The sequence below is a fragment of the Halomonas sp. KM-1 genome, assembly GCF_000246875.1.
In the GTDB taxonomy this organism is placed as follows: Bacteria; Pseudomonadota; Gammaproteobacteria; order Pseudomonadales; family Halomonadaceae; genus Halomonas; species Halomonas aerodenitrificans.
Genome location: NZ_BAEU01000147.1, coordinates 46,438 through 63,860, shown reverse-complemented (window position 1 = coordinate 63,860; position 17,423 = coordinate 46,438). Strand labels below are relative to the sequence as shown.

General features: G+C 65.8%; 15 protein-coding genes. 6 read left to right on the top strand and 9 right to left on the bottom strand.

Going from position 1 to position 17,423, the window contains the following annotated elements; all coding sequences use genetic code 11:
• The 4 genes from B8115_RS18805 to B8115_RS18790 all read right to left on the bottom strand — a co-directional run.
• Nucleotides 1–599 (bottom strand): alpha/beta fold hydrolase (locus B8115_RS18805; protein ID WP_010629394.1); only part of this gene is annotated, 599 nt, incomplete at its 3' end.
• A 98-nt stretch (nucleotides 600–697) separates the two neighbouring features.
• Nucleotides 698–1,066, bottom strand: a complete 369-nt coding sequence (locus B8115_RS18800) for a YciI family protein (protein WP_010629393.1) — start codon at nucleotides 1,064–1,066, stop codon at nucleotides 698–700.
• A gap of 81 nt (nucleotides 1,067–1,147) precedes the next feature.
• Nucleotides 1,148–4,444, bottom strand: a complete 3,297-nt coding sequence (locus B8115_RS18795) for an AAA family ATPase (protein WP_010629392.1) — start codon at nucleotides 4,442–4,444, stop codon at nucleotides 1,148–1,150.
• On the bottom strand, nucleotides 4,441–5,736 hold the full coding sequence (locus tag B8115_RS18790) for an exonuclease SbcCD subunit D C-terminal domain-containing protein (protein WP_010629391.1): 1,296 nt from the start codon (nucleotides 5,734–5,736) through the stop codon (nucleotides 4,441–4,443). Before B8115_RS18790 ends, B8115_RS18795 begins: the two co-directional genes overlap by 4 nt.
• Before the next feature lie 131 nt (nucleotides 5,737–5,867).
• Between B8115_RS18790 and nfi the strand changes: the two genes are divergently transcribed.
• Both nfi and B8115_RS18780 read left to right on the top strand, forming a co-directional pair.
• Nucleotides 5,868–6,563, top strand: coding sequence for a deoxyribonuclease V (gene nfi, locus B8115_RS18785; RefSeq protein ID WP_010629390.1), 696 nt, complete (start codon nucleotides 5,868–5,870; stop codon nucleotides 6,561–6,563).
• Between the two features lie 60 nt (nucleotides 6,564–6,623).
• Complete coding sequence (locus B8115_RS18780) at nucleotides 6,624–7,190, top strand: DUF1415 domain-containing protein (protein ID WP_010629389.1); 567 nt, start codon at nucleotides 6,624–6,626, stop codon at nucleotides 7,188–7,190.
• On the opposite strand, the gene B8115_RS18775 is transcribed toward B8115_RS18780, so the two are convergent.
• The gene (locus B8115_RS18775; protein ID WP_010629388.1) at nucleotides 7,187–8,077 is read right to left on the bottom strand and encodes an aldo/keto reductase; all 891 of its coding nucleotides are present in this window, start codon (nucleotides 8,075–8,077) and stop codon (nucleotides 7,187–7,189) included. The two genes, B8115_RS18780 and B8115_RS18775, sit on opposite strands and share 4 nt — an antisense overlap.
• Nucleotides 8,078–8,233: 156 nt before the next feature.
• Between B8115_RS18775 and B8115_RS18770 the strand changes: the two genes are divergently transcribed.
• Nucleotides 8,234–8,665 carry an OsmC family protein gene (locus B8115_RS18770; protein ID WP_035591632.1) on the top strand — a complete coding sequence of 144 codons (432 nt, stop codon included), beginning with the start codon at nucleotides 8,234–8,236 and terminating at the stop codon, nucleotides 8,663–8,665.
• A 48-nt stretch (nucleotides 8,666–8,713) separates the two neighbouring features.
• Here B8115_RS18770 and B8115_RS18765 read toward each other — a convergent pair whose 3' ends face one another.
• Both B8115_RS18765 and B8115_RS18760 read right to left on the bottom strand, forming a co-directional pair.
• Nucleotides 8,714–9,385 carry a gamma-glutamyl-gamma-aminobutyrate hydrolase gene (locus B8115_RS18765; RefSeq protein WP_010629386.1) on the bottom strand — a complete coding sequence of 224 codons (672 nt, stop codon included), beginning with the start codon at nucleotides 9,383–9,385 and terminating at the stop codon, nucleotides 8,714–8,716.
• On the bottom strand, nucleotides 9,382–10,401 hold the full coding sequence (locus B8115_RS18760) for an amidoligase family protein (RefSeq protein ID WP_010629385.1): 1,020 nt from the start codon (nucleotides 10,399–10,401) through the stop codon (nucleotides 9,382–9,384). Before B8115_RS18760 ends, B8115_RS18765 begins: the two co-directional genes overlap by 4 nt.
• Nucleotides 10,402–10,543: 142 nt before the next feature.
• Here B8115_RS18760 and B8115_RS18755 point away from each other — a divergent pair, with 142 nt between their 5' ends.
• The 3 genes from B8115_RS18755 (at nucleotide 10,544) to B8115_RS18745 (ending at nucleotide 15,368) form a co-directional block, all read left to right on the top strand.
• Nucleotides 10,544–12,892 carry a mechanosensitive ion channel domain-containing protein gene (locus B8115_RS18755; protein ID WP_010629384.1) on the top strand — a complete coding sequence of 783 codons (2,349 nt, stop codon included), beginning with the start codon at nucleotides 10,544–10,546 and terminating at the stop codon, nucleotides 12,890–12,892.
• Between the two features lie 118 nt (nucleotides 12,893–13,010).
• Nucleotides 13,011–14,537, top strand: a complete 1,527-nt coding sequence (locus tag B8115_RS18750) for a hypothetical protein (RefSeq protein WP_010629383.1) — start codon at nucleotides 13,011–13,013, stop codon at nucleotides 14,535–14,537.
• Nucleotides 14,538–14,672: 135 nt separating this feature from the next.
• Entirely contained in the window at nucleotides 14,673–15,368 is a 696-nt protein-coding gene (locus B8115_RS18745; RefSeq protein ID WP_010629382.1) for a CBS domain-containing protein, read from the top strand.
• 87 nt (nucleotides 15,369–15,455) lie between these two features.
• Here B8115_RS18745 and B8115_RS18740 read toward each other — a convergent pair whose 3' ends face one another.
• Both B8115_RS18740 and B8115_RS18735 read right to left on the bottom strand, forming a co-directional pair.
• On the bottom strand, nucleotides 15,456–16,580 hold the full coding sequence (locus B8115_RS18740; protein WP_010629381.1) for an aminotransferase class V-fold PLP-dependent enzyme: 1,125 nt from the start codon (nucleotides 16,578–16,580) through the stop codon (nucleotides 15,456–15,458).
• A 225-nt stretch (nucleotides 16,581–16,805) separates the two neighbouring features.
• A complete protein-coding gene (locus tag B8115_RS18735; protein ID WP_010629380.1) occupies nucleotides 16,806–17,408 on the bottom strand; it encodes a class I SAM-dependent methyltransferase in 603 nt (200 codons plus the stop codon).
• Nucleotides 17,409–17,423: the final 15 nt, after the last annotated feature.

The window sequence follows — 17,423 nt, the reverse complement described above, 5'->3', positions numbered from 1 at the left end:
ACGATCCAGTCGCGCAGGGTGGCATCGGTCTCCTCGAGGAACATCGAGGCGACGAAGTGGCGGGTAGCGGAGACGAAGTCCTGCTGGATCGGCCCCAGCATTTCGTCGATCTGGGCCTCGGTGATTTCCTCTGCGACGTTGTGGAAGGTATCGACACCCACGATCCCGATGACGCGTTCCGGCATGAGTCGCGCCGCTTCCACGGCGACCGGTCCGCCCATGGAGTGCCCGATCAAAAGGGCCTGATCCACCTCCAGCTCCTCCAGCACCGCCTTCACGTCCTCGCCGAAGGCCGGCATGGTGAAGTCTTCACGCTCCTGGCCGGAATGGCCGTGCCCGGCGAGATCGATCGTCACCACCCGATGTTGCTGAGAGAAGTGCGGCACCTGCCCGCGCCAGTAGCGCCCGTCGCAGTTCCAGCCGTGGATGAACACGAGCGTGGGTTCGCCGCTGCCGTGAACCTCATAGGCGATCGGTACCCCGTCTGCCGACTCGGTCATTCGCGGCCAGTTCACCTCGGCTGCCAGCGCCTGGCCCGCCAGCCCCAACAGCAGTGCCAGGCCCAGGTAACGTATGCCGTGCAACGCCAACTCCTTCATGCTGCCTCCCTCAATCTCTCCATGACTCATGCAGCATAGCCGAGCCAGGCCGCCTATCGATGTTTCTTCGAGCGGCTAGACACTCACCAACCTCCCGCTCAGTAACGGCTTTCGGGTCTCAATTCCTCCTCGACGGGCCTTACCTCGATGGTGCCAAGTCGCGCTGACGGCCAGCCGGCAGCAATCTCCAGGGCTTCCCCTTCTGACGCGACCTCGATCAGGAAGAAACCGCCTAGCTGCTCCTTGGTCTCGGCAAAGGGCCCATCGGTCATGGTGAGTTCGTCATTACGAACTCTCAGAGTGTGAGCCTTGGTGGCGCTCTGCAAGGCGTTGGTCAGGACCAGCTTGCCTCGTTTCTGCAGGTCGTCCACATAATCCAGGGTTTCCTGTAGTAACTCATGCCACTGGGCTTCCGTCATTTCGCTGAATATTCGCTCTTCCTCATAGGCGAGACAGAGGTACTTCATGGGAGACCCTCTTGTTGGGAATGCTGACCCGTAGAAGATGGCGCACGGGCTGGACCGGCGCAATGGAAGGACGAAGAGACCTCAAAGGCTGACCAACCTTGCCCGACTGGTGCCATTCCCCAGCGGTTCCACCTGGATCTGCACTGGAATACGCTCGTGCATTTCCTGCACGTGGGAGATCACCCCGACGCGGCGGCCGAGTGCCTGCAGGCCGTCGAGCGCTTCCATGGCCAGCGCCAGCGACTGGGGGTCGAGGCTGCCGAAGCCCTCGTCGATGAACAGCGACTCGATGGTGAGCTCGCCCGAGGCCATGGAGGCGAGTCCCAGGGCCAGGGCCAGCGAGACGAGGAAGGTCTCGCCGCCGGAGAGCGAGTGCACCGAGCGGCGCTCGTCGCCCATGTCGTGATCCACCACCAGCAGGCCCAGCTCGCTGCCGCCGCGGGCCAGCCGGTAGCGGCGGCTGAGGTTGGCCAGATGGGCGTTGGCGTGCTCCAGCAGCTGCTCCAGGTTGTAGGCCTGGGCAATGCGGCGAAATGCCTTACCGTCGGCGGAGCCGATCAGTTCGCTGATGCGCCCCCAGCGGACCTGTTCGGCACGGGCGGCTTCCAGCTCGGCCTGACCCTGCTGCTGGCGCAGACGCCGACGGTCGTCGTCGCGCAGGGCGTGAACGGCATCGTCACGCACCTGCTGCGCTTCCGCCAGCTTGGGCCGTAGCGCCGTTTGCTGGGCGTCCAGCGTTTCCCTGATGCTGGCGATTCGGGCTTCGACCGCTTCGCTCAGCAGTTCGGCCTCGCTGTCGGCCAGTGCCCGCTCGCGGCGGTGTTCGAGCAGGGAATGACGTCGCTCGGTGAGACTGGCCTCGGTGCGCTGGCGCGCCTCGTCGGCATCGGCAAGCTCACGCTCCTGGCGGGCGGCCTCATCCTCGGATTGCGCCAAAAGCCGCGCCAGGGTGGTGTCGTCCAACTGTGGATGCGCGTGGCGCCACTCGGCCAGCCGAGCATCCAGCGTGACCCGCTCCTGACGCAGCCCTTCGATGCGCTCGGCCTCGTGGCTGGCCTGCTGGGTGAGCCGGGCCTGCTCGCGTTCGGCGCCGTGGCAGCGCTCGATGGCCTGGTCGCGCTCACGGCGGGCGGACTCCTGGCTGGCTTCCAGCCGTTGCTGCCAAGCGTCGGCCGAGGCGTGCTCGCCGAGCAGGGCCTGGAGCCGCTCGGTAAGTGTCTTTCGCTCCTGGCGCAGGGGAGGTAACTGTGCGTCGAGCTGGGCCTGGGTTTCTTTCAGCGTGGCGCTTCGGGCCTCGTGCTGGGCGCGTTCGAGCTCGCCCTGGCGCAGGGCCTCTTCCAACGGGCTCAGCTCCGCCTCGGCGCGGGCCAGCTCCTGGAGCATACGCTCGGCCCGTTCGCGCTCGGCGGCGCTATGCTGGCGCTGGTGAGCGAGCCAGGCCTCGTGCTCCTCTGGTGTAATAGTGGCCAGCTCTGCGTGCAGGGAATGTCCGCTCAAGGCCTGCCGGGCCTGGGTCAGTCTCTCGTCTGCCTGCTGTAGCTCCTGCCGGCCGCGTGTGATCGACGCCAGCGCGGCGCGGTACTCGCCCTCGAGCTCGCTGCGTGCCAGTTGGGCCTGCTCGAAGGCCTGTCTGGCCTCGGCCAGCTGTGCGTCTTCCTGCTCCTGCTGGGCGGCGAGCTGGGCCGCCTCTGGGGTGGCTGGCGGCCGCTGGCGGAAGGGGTGGTCGTGGCCGCCGCAAACTGGGCAGGGCTCGCCTTCCCGCAGCGTTTCGCGCAGCCGTGCCACGCTCTCGCTGCGAGCGGCACGGCTGCGCTCGATGAAATCGCGCAGGGTGGCGTAACGCCGCTCGCTGTCGTCGAGCCGCTCACGGGCGGCCTTGCCCTGAATGGTCAGTTCGGCCTGCCGCTTCTCATCCGCGGCCAGGCGCTCGTTCAACTGACGCTGGGCAAGCTCGGCCCGCAGGGACTCCTGCCAGCGGCTGGCGAGTTCATCCAGTTCCAGCCCGCGGCGGGCGGCGTGGTCGTGGGTCTGTTGTGCCGCCTGGCGGGCAGCATCGAGCCGCTCATGGCTGCCCATCAGTTGGCGCAGGGTGGTCTGCCATTCGTCGCGCCGGCGTTGCAGTTCGTGCAGCCTGGCCGCGGTGGCCCGATGCTGCTGGTCAAGAGTCTTTGCCTGCTGGCGGCAGCTCTGATGACGGGATTCGAGCTCGGCCAGTTGGCGCTCCAGGGTAGCCAGCGCCTGGGCGTGTTCGCGCGCCTCGCGCAGGCTCGGTTCGGCCTGCTGGCGGGCCTGGCTGGCGGCTTCCAACTGGCGAGCGGCCTGATCCCGGGACTGCTCTGCCTGGGTTTGCAGGGTGCGGGCCTGCTCGAGGGCTGCCTGCGTCTGCCGGTGGGCCTGCTCCAAGGCGGCGATTTCATCCGGCAGCGCGGTCTGTCGCAGCAGGTGGTGGCGCTGGGGGGCAAGCAGGCGGCGGCAGTCGCGGTCGGCCCGGGCAGCGGCCAGCGCCTGCCAGCGATCCTCGGCTTCGCGCTGCTGACGAACGCCATCGAGATAGGCCTGGCGCAGCCGCTCGTCGGCGCCATGCCACTGTCGCTGGGCGTCGAGCTCCCTGGCCTGCTGCTGCAGGGCGACCAGGGCCTGCTCGGCGGTTTCGGCCTGGCGTTCCAGCTCGCTGCGGGCCTCGGGTTCGGCGGGCAGGTCGTCGGCGAGTTTTGCCTGCAGGGCCTCGACGTGTCGCTTGGCCGTGATCGCCCGCCGGTAGGCGGCTTCGGAAATGCGTGAATACTCGGCGGTGCCGGTGAGCCGTTCCAACAGATCGCTGCGCTCGTTGTCATCGGCCTTGAGGAAGGCAGCGAACTCGCTCTGGGCCAGCAGCACGGCACGGGTGAACTGATCGAAGGTCAGCCCCAGGCGTTCCGGCAGAAGCTCGGCGAACTCGCGCTTCTGGGCGGTGAGCAGGCGCTCGTCGTCGAGATCGGTGAGCGACTGCTCTACCGCCTGTAGACGACCGCTGGCCTTCTCACGGGCGCGGCGCACGGCCCAGCGGGCGCGGTAGCGACGCCCATCGCGACCGAGAAAGTCGACTTCGGCGTAGCCGCCGGCAGTGCCGCGGCGCAGCAGGGTGCGCGGGTCGGCGGTGCTCACCGTCTCGCCTTCCACGTCGGGCAGCGGTGCATCGCGACCGGGGGCCTGGCGCAGCCGTGGGGTGTTGCCGTAGAGAGCCAGGCACAGGGCGTCGAGCAGGGTGCTCTTGCCGGCGCCGGTAGGGCCGGTAATGGCGAACAGGCCGGCATCGCTGAGCGGTGGCGCGGTGAAGTCGAGCTCCAGCGGGCCGGGCAGGGAGGCGAGGTTGGCCAGGCGCAGGGCGAGAATCTTCATGGGCGTCGCTCCCCGCTACGCGGCTCTTCATGGGTGTCGAGCACGTCCTGCAGCAGCTGGTCGAAGTCGGCCAGCACGTTGTCGTCGGGTGGCTCGCCCCACTGCTTTTCCCAGGTCCGCTGAAACAGCTTTCTCGGGCCCAACTGCTGCAGGTCGACTCGCTCCGGCTTGTCTCCGGTAGCCTGCTGAGGCAGGCGCCGCTCCAGGCGCAGCAGGCGCACGGCCTTGCCGTCGAGAGCCGCTTCCACCCGGGCGCGCAGGTCGGGCACCGGGGCGGTGAGCGAAACACGCACTTCCAGCCAGGGCCACCACTCGCGTGGTAGGGCGGGGTCGTGGGGAAGTGCCTCGAGTTCGGCGAGCACCTCGTCGAGCTCGCCGGGGCCGACACGCTGCATGGCCACGGGGCGCGGCACGGCAATCGCCTCCACCTGGGCGAGGCTCTCGCCTTCAAGTACCGCCGCCACCACCTGATGAGGGTAATTCACCTCGCTGAAGTCCAGCGGCAGGGGGCTGCCGCTGTAGCGGATGTGCGCCTCGCCGACCTGCTGGGCGCGGTGCAGGTGGCCCAGCGCCACATAGGCGATGTCGGTAGGAAAGAGCCCGGCAGAGATCGACTCCTCGCCGCCGATCACGATTGGCCTTTCGCTGGCCTCGGAAACGGCGGCACCGTGCAGGTGGGCGTGGCTCATGGCCACCAGCGCCTGGCCGGACACGCGCCGCTTACGGGCGGCGTCGATCAACTGCTCGTGCACACGGGAAATGCCGGCAACGTAGTCGTTGCGTGGCTTGTCGCTGAGCGGTTCGCCTTCGTTGGCTTCGGCAGGGGCCAGGCCATGGCCGGTGACCTCGGCGGGGCGCAGGAAGGGCAGCGCCAGGCACCAGGCGCGGGTTTCGCCGTGGGCGTCGGTGAGCGGTACCAGCAGGCGTTCGGCGTCGAGGCTGCCGTCGTCGAGCCAGCACACCCGGCCCAGGGCGTGGGTGCGCAGCCGGCGCATCAGCGGCGCCGGCAGCTCGATTCGATTGCCGCTGTCGTGGTTGCCGGCAATCAGCACGATGTCCAGTGCCGGCAGGCGCTCGTGGGCGCTGACGATGAAGTCGTAGAGCAGTGCCTGGGCGGCAAGCGAGGGATTGACCACGTCGAAGACGTCGCCGGCGACGAGCAGGGCGTCGGCCTCGCGTGCGACGAGGGTATCGAGCAGCCAGTCGAGAAACAGGCGGTGTTCGGCGTGGCGCTCCTGGCCGTGGAAGGTCTGGCCCAGATGCCAGTCGGCGGTGTGGATCAGCTTGAGCACGGTATCCCTCGTCGTCGGTTCTGCGCCGATGATACACGAAGCCATCGCCGCGCCGTCGTACCGCCTGGTCTTGGGAAGTGCCCTGTGACCGCCTACACTGCGGAACAGTTTACGTTGCAAGGATGCCAAGGATGACGCCACTGCATGAATGGACCCCCACGCCGGAGAAGGCCATCGCGCTGCAGCGCGAGCTGGCCCCACGCATCGAGCGCGAGGACCGTCTGGTTCCGGTGCGCCATATCGCCGGGGTCGACATCGGTTTCGAGGAGAACGGCGAGATCACCCGGGCGGCAGTGGTGGTGCTGGCCTGGCCCGACGACCCCATGGCCGGTTTCGAGGTGGTGGAGCAGGTGGTGCACCGCGAGCCGACCCGCATGCCCTACATTCCGGGGCTGCTCTCCTTCCGTGAGATTCCCGCGGCGCTGGCGGCCTTCGACATGCTCGCCACACGGCCCGAGCTGGTGATGGTCGACGGCCAGGGTATCGCCCATCCGCGCCGTCTTGGCGTGGCTTCGCACCTGGGGCTGTGGCTCGATCTGCCCACCATCGGCGTGGCCAAGTCGCGGCTGTGCGGGGTACATGATGAGGTGCCGGAGGCGCGTGGCGAATGGACGCCGCTGCGCCATCGCGGCGAGACGATCGGCGCGGTACTGCGCACCCGGGTAGGCGTCAAGCCGGTGTTCGTCTCGCTGGGGCATCGCATCAGCCTTGCGACCTCGCTCGACTGGGTGGTGAAGTGCCTGGGTCGCACCAAGCTGCCGGAGCCCACGCGGCTGGCCGACAGGCTCGCCTCGCGACGCGGGCCCATGCCGCGACCGGCGGATTGAGCCACGCTGCGTGCGGGCTCGGGTATACTGCCAGGCCATTTTTTGCCGACGAGGCCCATCATGCCCGACACTCTGACGCCCGCCTGTGCTGCCACTCGTGACTGGGTCGAGGGCTTCGTCGTGGCCCACAACGTCTGCCCCTTCGCCCGCCGCGAGCTGGTAAACGACAGCATTCGTTTCGTCGAGGTTTCTGCCGCTCAGTGGGAGCCTGCGCTGCAAGCACTGGTGGAGGAGTGTCGCCGCCTGGATGACACGCCGCAGATCGAGACCACCCTGATGCTGCTGCGCCCGGGCCTCGAGGATTTCGACGACTATCTCGACTTTCTCGCCGTGGCCGAGGCGCTGCTGGTCGAGCAGGGCTATGAAGGCATCTACCAGTTGGCCAGCTTCCATCCCGATTACTGCTTCGACGGCGCCGAGCAGGATGACCCGGCCAATTTCTCCAACCGCTCGCCCTGGCCGATGCTGCACCTGCTGCGTGAGGCGGGGCTCGAACATGCCCTGGCCCACTATCCGGACCCCGAGGCGATTCCCGAACGCAATATCCAACGCATGCGTCAACTCGGCAGCGAACGCCTGGCCGCCGGGTTGGCGGCGCTGCGTGGCCAGATCCCCGACCGAGACTAGACGATATCCAGCGGCACCTTGCGCCCTGGCGCCGGAAAGGCTTCATCGAGCCGGGCCAGGGCTTCATCGGTGAGCTCGACCTGGAGAGCGGCGGCATTCTGTTCGACGTGCTGCGGCTGCACCGCCTTGGGAATGGCGATGACGTCGCGCCGGCCGTTCAGCGGGCGAATGGCCCAGGCCAGCAGTAGCTGGGCGGGGGTGATGCCGAGTCCGTCTGCCACTTCTCTCACCACCGGATGGCTGAACAGATCCTGGCGCAGCTGGCCAGCCTGGGCCAGCGGGCAGTAGGCCATCAGCGGCATGCCGAGTTGCTGCATCCGTGGCCGCAGGGCATGTTCGATGCCGCGCGAGCCGAGATGGTAGAGCACCTGATTCACCGCACACTCGCTGCCGCCGGGCAGTATCACCAGCGAGTCGAGCTCGTCTACGTCGAAGTTGGAGACGCCGAAGCGGCGAATCTTGCCCTGCTCGCGCAGGCGCTCGAAGGCTTCCAGGGTCTCCTCCAGCGGGATGCTACCGGGCCAGTGGAGCAGGTAGAGGTCGAGATGGTCGGTGCCCAGCCGCTGCAGGCTGCGCTCGCAGGCGGCAATGGCGCTGTCGCGTCCGGCGTTCCAGGGGTAGACCTTGGAGACCAGGAAGGCCTGGTCGCGACGACCGGCCAGGGCTTCGCCGACGACTTCCTCGGCACCGCCATCGGCATACATCTCGGCGGTGTCGATCAGCGTGAGACCCAGCTCCAGGCCCTGCTGCAGGGCGCGCACCTCGTCGTTTCGCGGTGCCAGGCCCTCGCCCATGTACCAGGTGCCCTGGCCGATGGCGGGCAGCTCGAGAGTTGGAGCATGAGCAGTGGCGGACAGGGTCACATGTGGCGTGCGGTGGTCGTTCATTACTGGCCTACAAGTATATTTTGGAAAATATTTTCAAAATTATTCGCCAAAGAGATGGCGAAGACAAGTCGATGCGCTATGGTGAGGGAGTGGCAGCGTCCCATGACGCTGTCGGCGTTTTTATTGCAGTTCTCCCATCGCAAGGAGTCGACCGAGATGAGCATCAAGAAAACCGGTAGCGCTGTGTGGCAGGGTAGCCTGAAAGAGGGCAAGGGTCAGGTCTCCACCGAGAGCGGTGTACTGAATGACGTGCCCTACAGTTTCGCCAAGCGCTTCGAAGGTGAAGCCGGCTCCAACCCGGAGGAGCTGATCGGCGCGGCACACGCCAGCTGCTACTCCATGGCGCTCTCCATGATCATGGGCGAAGCGGGGCTGACGCCCGAGCGTATTGCCACCGAGGCGGCCGTCACCCTCGAGCAGGACGCCGGCGGCTTCAGCATCAGCAAGATCCACCTCACCACCCGGGTACGCAGCCCGGGGGCCGATGAGCAGGCGTTCCAGGACGCCGCCAACAAGGCTAAGGAGGGGTGCCCGGTGTCCAAGCTGTTCAAGGCCGAGATTACGCTCGACGCTTCGCTGGAAAGTTGAGTCGTTCTCCGTGTGCCGGCGGCCACCCAAGGGTGGCCGCTGTCATGTTCAGGGCATGGTGCGCCGCGCAGCAACGACCAGGGCGCGAACCAGCCGCTGCTGAGGGCGATTGAAGATCAGCCACTCCGGATGCCACTGTACGCCGATCAGGAATTCGTGGTCGCGGGATTCGATTCCCTGCACCAGTCCGTCGCGGTCGCGGGCGACGATCTCGATGCCGCGCCCTGCTTCCTGCACGGCCTGGTGGTGCAGGCTATTGATGCGGCACCAGCTCACCTTGAGGATACGGCGCAGCTGGCTGTTGTCTAGGATGTCCACGGTCTTGCGCGGCAGCACGGTGCGGCGGCGCTTGAGCCCCTCATGGGTGGTGTAGATATCGGGGTCCAGAGTGCCGCCCAGGTGGACGTTGAGCATCTGGGCGCCACGGCAGATGCCCAGCACCGGCTTGCCCTGGGGAATGAAGCGCTCCATCAGCTCCAGCTCCAGCTCGTCGCGCTGCGGGTCGAGGCGCACGTCGAGCTGAACCTCGCCGCCGTAGAGATGGGCCTGGATGTCGTCGCCGCCGCCGATGATCAGCCCATCCAGGGCTTCCGGCAGCGGCCGTGAGGGAGAGAGTCGCAGTGGCCGTCCGCCGTGTCGCCACACGGCGAACCAATCGAACCACCAGGCGATGCGACTCTTGTAGTCCGACGTGGTGATGCCGATGAGGGGGCGTGTCATGAGGGGGAGCGGACCTCCTTGATCCAGGTGCGCAACTTCCCTGCCATGCGCGTCATGAGCGATTGCGTGTTGAGACTGACGAAGCGACCGGCTCGCTCGTGCAGCTCCCTGCGGTCGGCGGCGAGCCGTTCGACGGCGACCCAGCGGTTCCATTCCACCACCGCTCCCCAGCCGCGCTGCGAGAGCTGGGCATTGGGCAATCGATAGTGAAAGGTCGGCCTGGGCTTGATCAGAGTGTTGTGAATCAGCGGATCGGGGTAATCGGGGCGCAGGAAGGCGAACAGCGGGTAGAGGTCCAGCTCGCGATTGCGTGTCGGGTTGAAGCCGATGTAATCCGCGATCAGCGTATCCAGATCGGGTGCGTAGTCGGGCGACAGCACCTGGATGGCATAGTGCTTGGGGAAGGGGTTGGCATGCGGCAGCACCTCGCGGGTGATGTCGATGTCGATCTCCTTGCGCAGCCAGGCGGCCATCAGCAGATAGGCCTGCAGCTGACGCAGCAGGTAATCGGTCTCCAGGCTTGCCACCTCGGGGTTGAGATGCAGGCCGAAGCCGTAGAGCAGGCTGGCATCGGTGCCCTTGGCGCCATGGGCATGTAGCGCCGTGAACAGGTTGTCGAGCTTGTCCAGCTCGTTCCATGGCACCGGCGGACAGACGATCTCGGTCGGCACCAGCCCCATGACCACGTCGCCGATCAGCTCGCGAGTCTTGTGATGGAACTCCATGCGCATCTGGTGCCGCTGCCGCTCCCATTCAGTATCGCTGTGTGGGGCCTGTTTGGTCACTCGGGTGTCGGGATGGGCATACTGGGTATCGAGCTCGATGATGAACTCGCCCCAATGGGTATTCACGACCTTGAGACGATGAGGGCTGACCTGCTGTAGCTCGCCGCCGAACAGGTCGCGCACCAGTTCGCCCGTCTGCTGAGGGGGGAGCCCGGCAAACTCGATTTCGACACCGATCCGGCGGGGTTTGCCCTGAACGTTCAGCGGCTCGGGTGGTGATTGCGGCAGCATGAAGGCATCCTGTGCGACTCGAGAGTCTGAACGCCAGCCTAGCACAGAGCGGTGAGAAGCCGTCAGGGACCGATCCTTGTTCTACTGTTGTCCCTAGGCTTGAGTCCCAAGGCTTGGCAGAACGGACAAGGGAGTGTAAGCAATGCCAGTTGGTTTTATCCGAGCGGGGCTTGCCGGTGCCGTGCCGGTCATGATCCGTTTCGGGCTGTTGTTGAGTCTGCTGCTTGCGGCGGGAACGTTGCATGCTCAGACATTGGCCTTCGGCGGGCTGGGCCAGGATGACCAGGCCCCGGAGGAGACCCACGATGCCGAGTCGTTCCAGCAGTCGCTCAATGAAGTGATCGCGACGCTGGAGGACGAGGAGCGCCGCGGTGCGCTGCTCGGTGAACTGCGCGACATCCAGCAGGCCCACGGTGAGCACGCTGCCGACGACGGTGCCATCCAGCGCCAGGGGCTGCTCGGCGCCTTGGCCGAGACGATCAGCGAGTTCGGTGAGCAGGCCGAGGCGGGTGAGTCGCCGATCGACGACTGGCAGCGTCAGCTGGAGCAGGGCTGGGCGGAGCTCAGCGAGCTGATGGTGGATACCGGCACCAACACGCTGGTGCGTTTCGCCATCGACAGCGCCGTGATGCTCGGCATCTGGGCCGGCCTGCTGGTGATCCTGATCGCCCTGGGCAGGCTGCTGTTCAAGCGACGCGAGCTGCCGCTCGACCTGCCGCGCGAGCCGCGTGGCTGGCTGCTGGCGCTGCACTTTTTGCGGCGTATGCTGCCGTGGGCCCTCGCGTTCCTGCTGGTGATGGGTCTGGTGCAGGTGTTGCCACCCAGTCCGGGACGCACCTTGGCCCTGATCGTGGCCTATCTGGCGCTGTGCGGCCGCACGCTCTCCGTGGTGGTGGAGTGCGTGGTCTCGGTCTTCACACGCGGACATCGCTTCCCCGCCGTGTTGCTCCTGCAGCGCAAGGGGCTCAGGATGCTGTTCGTGATCGGCGCCCTGATCGCCCTTGGCGATGCGCTCAATGCGGCACGTCTGTCGCTCATCGTGGGCGAGGAGCTGGCAGCGCTGGGCTCGGTGCTGACCAACATGCTGGCTGCACTGCTCAGCATCCGCTTCATCTTCAAGTTCAAACGCGCCATCCGGCACCTTATCCGCAACCGCTCCTGGCGCGTACGCCGTGAAGGGGGCACCGGCATCGAGCTGGCGCGCATCGTTGGGGAGCTGTGGCACGTGCCGGCGCTGCTGGTGGTGGTGGGGTCGCTGCTAGCCATCTTCATCACCGTAGGCGACGTGGGGGGCGCCCTGGCTCGCTCGATCGTCTCCGCGGCACTGCTGGTACTGACGCTGGTGATCACCGGGTTGATTCAACGTCACGGCGAGCGGCGCGGCAAGCGTCGCCGCCTCAGCGAATATCGCCGGCGCCTGGAGCGCTTCGGCTACGCGCTTTCCCATGTAGTGGCGTGGATCGTCTTTGCCGAACTCTCGCTGCAGGTGTGGGGGGGCTCGCTGTTCGGCCTGGGCCGCGAGGGCGTGGCTGGCGTTCGGATTGGCCAGGCGCTGCTGGCCCTTGGTTTCACTGTGCTGCTGGCCTGGCTGGCATGGATCTTTGCCGATACCGCCATTCAGCGCGCCCTGATGTCTTCCGCCCGCTCGCGTGGGCGGCGCGTCAACCAGGCGCGGGCTCAGACCATTACGCCGATGATCCGCAACGTGATGTTCGCCACCATCGTGATCATCGCCGCCATCGTGGGGCTGGCCAATCTCGGCGTGAACGTCACGCCGCTGCTGGCTGGCGCCGGCGTGATCGGCCTGGCAGTGGGCTTCGGCGCCCAGACCCTGGTGCAGGATCTGATCACCGGTATCTTCATCATCATCGAGGATTCGCTGGCGGTGGACGACTTCGTGCAGATCAACGGCCACATGGGCACCGTCGAGGGGCTGACCCTGCGCACCGTGCGGCTGCGCGACCTGGACGGCATCCTGCACATCATCACCTTCAGTGCCATTCAGTCGATCCACAACATGTCGCGCCACTTCGGCATCGCCCTGATGCGCATCCGCATCCCCCACACCATGAAGATCGACGACGCCATCACCTTGATGCAGGAAACCGCCCAGGAGCTACGCCAGGACCCGATGATGCGACACCATATCTGGTCGCCGCTGGAGATGCAGGGGGTCGATCGCTTCGACGAGGGGGCTGCCGTGCTGCGCATGCGTTTCCGCACCGCACCGGTGATGCAGTGGGACGTGGCGCGCGCCTTCAACCTGCTGCTCAAGCAGCGCATGGAGGCCCAAGGCATCGACCTGGGCATGCCGCGTCTGAGTGTGAGCATGGAGGGCCAGCCGGGCGACCCCATGACGGATGAGCCGGCACCGGACGAGGGCAACGCGACCACCTTGCGCGATGCCAAGGGGCGCGCGCCGGGCGAGGCCGGCATCGCCGACCCCGATGGGGCGACCGGCCCGCAGCGTTCGTCGCCGGACTCCTCATAGCGATGGTCGAGTTTCTCGGCTATCGGGCCGGTCCGCGTTGGCGTGCGGACCGGTTTTCCCCGTACTATGAACGTCATACGGCCTTGCCTAGGCCTCTGGCACGAGGAGACGGGGCAACGTGATCACCGTCGAACGCAAGGACAGCTTCCACCTCAAGATTTCCCGCGTGCTGCAGGAGGAAACCTCGCACCGGTTGGATCTGTTCCTGTTCGTTCCCGGCGAACTCGGGCTCAATGAGCACGTCATCTCCGAAGATGCCTTCTACTACAGCGGCATCCACGTCAAGCGCACCTACTACAGCGACAAGCACCACCTGCCGCTGGTGCTCAGCCGCCTGGCCAGTCGTGGCAAGCTCAGCACCGAGCAGTATCGCCTGAGCCTGAGCCTCTATGCCTACCAATACGTGGTGGCGCTGGAGCGGGCGACCCAGAGCCTGCTCGACACCGCACGCAAGGTGAAGAAGGCCGAAGGCGAGGAGCGGGACGACGCGGGCGAATCCGGCACCGAGGAGAGCAAGAGCCGTGACGAGGAGAGTCGTGAGACGCTCTCCGATCCCACCTCGGTGGGGCTCGAGGAGCGCCTAGAGGAACTCTGCGAGCTGGCCCAGGGCATTCTGCGTCGACTGCGCCGTAACCGGCCCGGCGAGGACAACCTGCTCAAGTACTACGCCAATATCGACAACTACCTTTCCTGGTTCACCGAGCAGCGGCTGCTGGCGCTGTTGGCCCACCTGCCGCGCGGGCGCAACTACCGGGCCATCCGCGAACGCCTGCTGGAAATCGTTCAGGCCGAGAGCGAATACCGCGATCAGGAGGAGTACAACGCCTCGCGGGTGACGCGCGACCCGACGCGGATGTCCAACAAGATGCGGCTGCTGCGTCGCCTCATCGAGTACCCGGTCACCTTGAAGCAGAAGAGCCAGGAGCTGGGCGGCGCGGAGCAGAAGGCGGTGAAGGGGCTCGCCACTGGGCTGGTCATGATCTTCGTCTCGTTGGGGCTGCTCCAGGCGCGCGATGCCTGGGGCAACATCACCGCGCTGTTCGTGCTGGCCATGGCCGTGCTCTATGCCATGCGCGAGGTGTTCAAGGACGATCTGCGCAATACGTTGTGGCGCTGGCTGCGCAAGGGGCGCCCCAAGTGGCGGCGTCAGTACTTCGATGCCACCAGCAATGCCATGGTCGGGCGCCAGCTCGAGTGGTTCGACTACAAGCGCTTCAGCAAGCTCGACGAGCAGATCCAGCGCGTACGCCAACGCAACGTGGCGCAGCGCGAGGAGGTGGTGCTGCACTATCGCTCCAGCTCACGCATGTCGCCGACCCGGTTCCTGAGCGGCTATGAGCAGACCCGCGAAACGCTGTCGTTCGACCTCTCGCAGCTGACCCGCCTGATGGACAAGGGCAGCCACCATGTCTATCGGCTCAAGGACGGCCAGGTCAACAGGGAGTCGGTGGAGAAGCGGCATCTGCTCAACTTGGTGGTGCGGGAAGAGGTCGCTCATGCCGAGCCGATTCTGCAGCGCTGGAAGATCGTGATGAGTCGTTCGCGGATCGTCGATGTGGTCAAGGTGCACCAGGAGGGTGGGGAAAAGCGTGTGGTCGACACGGAAGCCCTCGCCAAGGAAGCATTGAATCTTCATCGCATATGAAGATTTGTCGCGCCGGGATTGCTGTAAGTCAAGATGGCGGGTTGTCTGCTCTGCTACTTTCGGAAATGTAGAAAATTGTGACGCCGAAAAAGTCGGACTAGATTTTAAGCAGGGACCAGCCAGGAGGATCCCGTCATGCACGCTGTCGATGTCATGACCCCAAGGGTCATCACCGTGTCACCCGAGACCGACGTTCGGGAAATCGCACGCCTGTTGCTCGAGCACAACATCAGCGCTCTGCCCGTGGTGGAAGACGATGGCAAGGTTCTCGGCATCGTCAGTGAGGGCGATCTGATGCGTCGCGTCGAGAACGGTACCGAACGACGCAAGTCCTGGTGGCTGAAATCCATCTTCGCCGGCGCCAACAATGCCAGCGAATACATCAAGTCTCACGCCCGCAAGGCGCATGAGATCATGACGCCCAACCCCATCACCATCGATGAAGACGAGCCGCTGCACCGCGTGGCCAAGCTGCTGGAGAAGCACCATATCAAGCGGGTACCGGTGGTACGTGACGGCAAGCTGGTGGGTATCGTCAGCCGTGCCAACCTGCTGCGTGGTTTCTCGATGACCGCACCCGATGCCGTGACGCCGGCCACCACCGACGACCGCGAGATCCGCGATGCCATTCTCGGGGAAATCGAAGAAAATACCGGGGTCTGGGTCGATCGTATCAACGTGATCGTAACCGAGGGCGCGGTGCAGGTCTGGGGCTTGGTCGAGAGCCAGGAGGAGAAGATGGCGGTACAGGTCGCCGTCGAGAATACCCCCGGCGTGAAGTCCGTGGAGAACAACCTCGGCATGCTGCCCCGCGGTATCGGTCACTTCTGAGCGTGGCAGGCCGTTGGCGGACAAAGCCTGACGCCAGCGGGGCGGCCCTGAGACCGCCCCGTGTGTGGGGATGACGAGCCGGCCGGCTCAGCCGACCTGCTTCAGCGCCGCTTCCAGATTGGCCAGGCTGCGCTCGGTCTCGTGCAGCTTGTCGAGACCGAACAAGCCGATGCGGAACGCCTGATAGGTCTCGCCCTCGTCACACATCAGCGGTACGCCGCCGGCTATCTGCACCCCGGCGGCGGCGAACTTGGCCACGATGCCGGGGTCGTCACTGTAGTAGACCACCACGCCAGGCGCCTCGAAGCCCGGGGCCGCCACGCTGCGGTAGCCGTAGCGTGACATCAGCTCGCGCACGCCTCGCCCCAGCGCCCACTGCTCCTCGCGCACCTTGTCGAAACCGTACTCGGCGGTCTCGTGCATGATGTCACGCAGGCGAGCCAGGCCATCGGTGGGCAGGGTGGCGTAGTAGGCGTGGCCGCCGTTCTCATAGGTCTCCATGATCCACAGCCACTTGCGCAGGTCGCAGGCAAAACTGGTGCTCACGGTCTCCTCGATACGCTCACGCGCCTGCTCGGAGAGCATCACCATGCCGCAGCAGGGAAGCCCACTCCAGCCTTTCTGGGGGGCACTGACGAGCACGTCGACGCCGATCTCCTGCATGTCCACCCACAGCGTGCCGGAAGCGATGCAGTCGAGCACGAACAGGCCGCCGACCTCATGTACCGCTGCCGCCACCCGACGCAGGTAGTCGTCTGGCAGCAGCAATCCGGCTGAGGTCTCCACATGGGGCGCGAATACTACGCCCGGGCGCTCTTCGCGGATGGTGCGCTCGACCTCCTCGATGGGTGCCGGAGCGAAGGGCGAGCGGTCGTCCTGCGCGTCGGCCCGACGTGCTTTGAGCACCGTGGTCGAGGTGGCAATGGCGCCCATTTCCAGAATCTGCGACCAGCGATAGCTGAACTGGCCGTTGCGCACGATCAAGCAATGCTGGTTGGTGGCGAACTGGCGAGCCACCGCCTCCATGCCGAAGGTGCCGCTACCGGGCACAATCGCCACGCTATGGGCCCGGTAGACCCTCTTGAGAGTCGCCGAGACGTCGCGCATCACCCCCTGGAAGCGTTGCGACATGTGATTGAGTGAACGATCGGTATAGACCACCGAGTATTCGAGCAGGCCGTCGGGGTCGACATCGGGCAGCAGTCCGGGCATGGGGGTCTCCCTTCTTTCAAGCGAGTGGCGAAAGCGTCATTGAGCCGGAAAGGATATGTGGTTTGCGGAAGGCGGGCCAGCGCAAAGCCTAAGTAACCTTGGAATCGACGCTGCCGGAAGCGGAAAGCAGCGCTGTCAACCGGGGCCGGTCAAGCGAATGGGGCTGGTCGAGAATGGCTCCGATCTACCGCAGGCCAGTGGGCCTGCGGTCGACGTAAGGGAGCATCACTTATGGCAGAAATAGACCTTGGCGGGTGGGATGTTGATCGGCTCGAAGGCGCTCTCCACGCGCGAGAAGATCTGGCGCAGGTCGGAAGAGACCTTGGGTGAGAACTGATAGATCAGCATGGATCCCCCTGTGGCCAGGGCTTTCTGGCTCTGCTGGAGGATACGCTCGCGGCAGTCGGCTGGCATGGTGCTGAAAGGCAGACCGGCGACCACATAGTCGGCTGCCGGCAGGCCCAGGCGCTCGAGTTCCTCCTCGATGTTTTCCGCCGAGCCGGCAATCACCTTGAGACGAGGGTCGGTCATGGAACGGTTCAGGAAGTCGACGAAATCGTCGTTGGTCTCGATGACCACCAGCGTTGCGTCGGGATGCAAGCGACCCAGGATCTCGTGGGTGATGGTGCCCACGCCGGGCCCGTATTCGACGATCACACGTGCTCGTTCCCAGTCCACGGGCTCCAGCAGCCGGCGAATGAGGAATGACGAGCTGGGGATGATGGAGCCCAGCATGCGGGGATGCTTGAAGAAATTGCGTGCAAAGAGTGTCAGTTGGGCTCGTCGTTCAGGGCCTGCCACGACCGGGGGTCGCTCTTGAACCGCCATGGGCATTCCTCCTTC

Excerpts from the sequence above, each read along its gene's own strand:
- B8115_RS18800 (WP_010629393.1), bottom strand. The coding sequence starts at position 1,066 with ATGAAGTACCTCTGTCTCGCCTATGAGGAAGAGCGAATATTCAGCGAA.
- B8115_RS18795 (WP_010629392.1), bottom strand. The coding sequence starts at position 4,444 with ATGAAGATTCTCGCCCTGCGCCTGGCCAACCTCGCCTCCCTGCCCGGC.
- nfi (WP_010629390.1), top strand. The coding sequence starts at position 5,868 with ATGACGCCACTGCATGAATGGACCCCCACGCCGGAGAAGGCCATCGCG.
- B8115_RS18780 (WP_010629389.1), top strand. The coding sequence starts at position 6,624 with ATGCCCGACACTCTGACGCCCGCCTGTGCTGCCACTCGTGACTGGGTC.
- B8115_RS18775 (WP_010629388.1), bottom strand. The coding sequence starts at position 8,077 with ATGAACGACCACCGCACGCCACATGTGACCCTGTCCGCCACTGCTCAT.
- B8115_RS18770 (WP_035591632.1), top strand. The coding sequence starts at position 8,234 with ATGAGCATCAAGAAAACCGGTAGCGCTGTGTGGCAGGGTAGCCTGAAA.
- B8115_RS18765 (WP_010629386.1), bottom strand. The coding sequence starts at position 9,385 with ATGACACGCCCCCTCATCGGCATCACCACGTCGGACTACAAGAGTCGC.
- B8115_RS18760 (WP_010629385.1), bottom strand. The coding sequence starts at position 10,401 with ATGCTGCCGCAATCACCACCCGAGCCGCTGAACGTTCAGGGCAAACCC.
- B8115_RS18755 (WP_010629384.1), top strand. The coding sequence starts at position 10,544 with ATGCCAGTTGGTTTTATCCGAGCGGGGCTTGCCGGTGCCGTGCCGGTC.
- B8115_RS18745 (WP_010629382.1), top strand. The coding sequence starts at position 14,673 with ATGCACGCTGTCGATGTCATGACCCCAAGGGTCATCACCGTGTCACCC.
- B8115_RS18740 (WP_010629381.1), bottom strand. The coding sequence starts at position 16,580 with ATGCCCGGACTGCTGCCCGATGTCGACCCCGACGGCCTGCTCGAATAC.
- B8115_RS18735 (WP_010629380.1), bottom strand. The coding sequence starts at position 17,408 with ATGGCGGTTCAAGAGCGACCCCCGGTCGTGGCAGGCCCTGAACGACGA.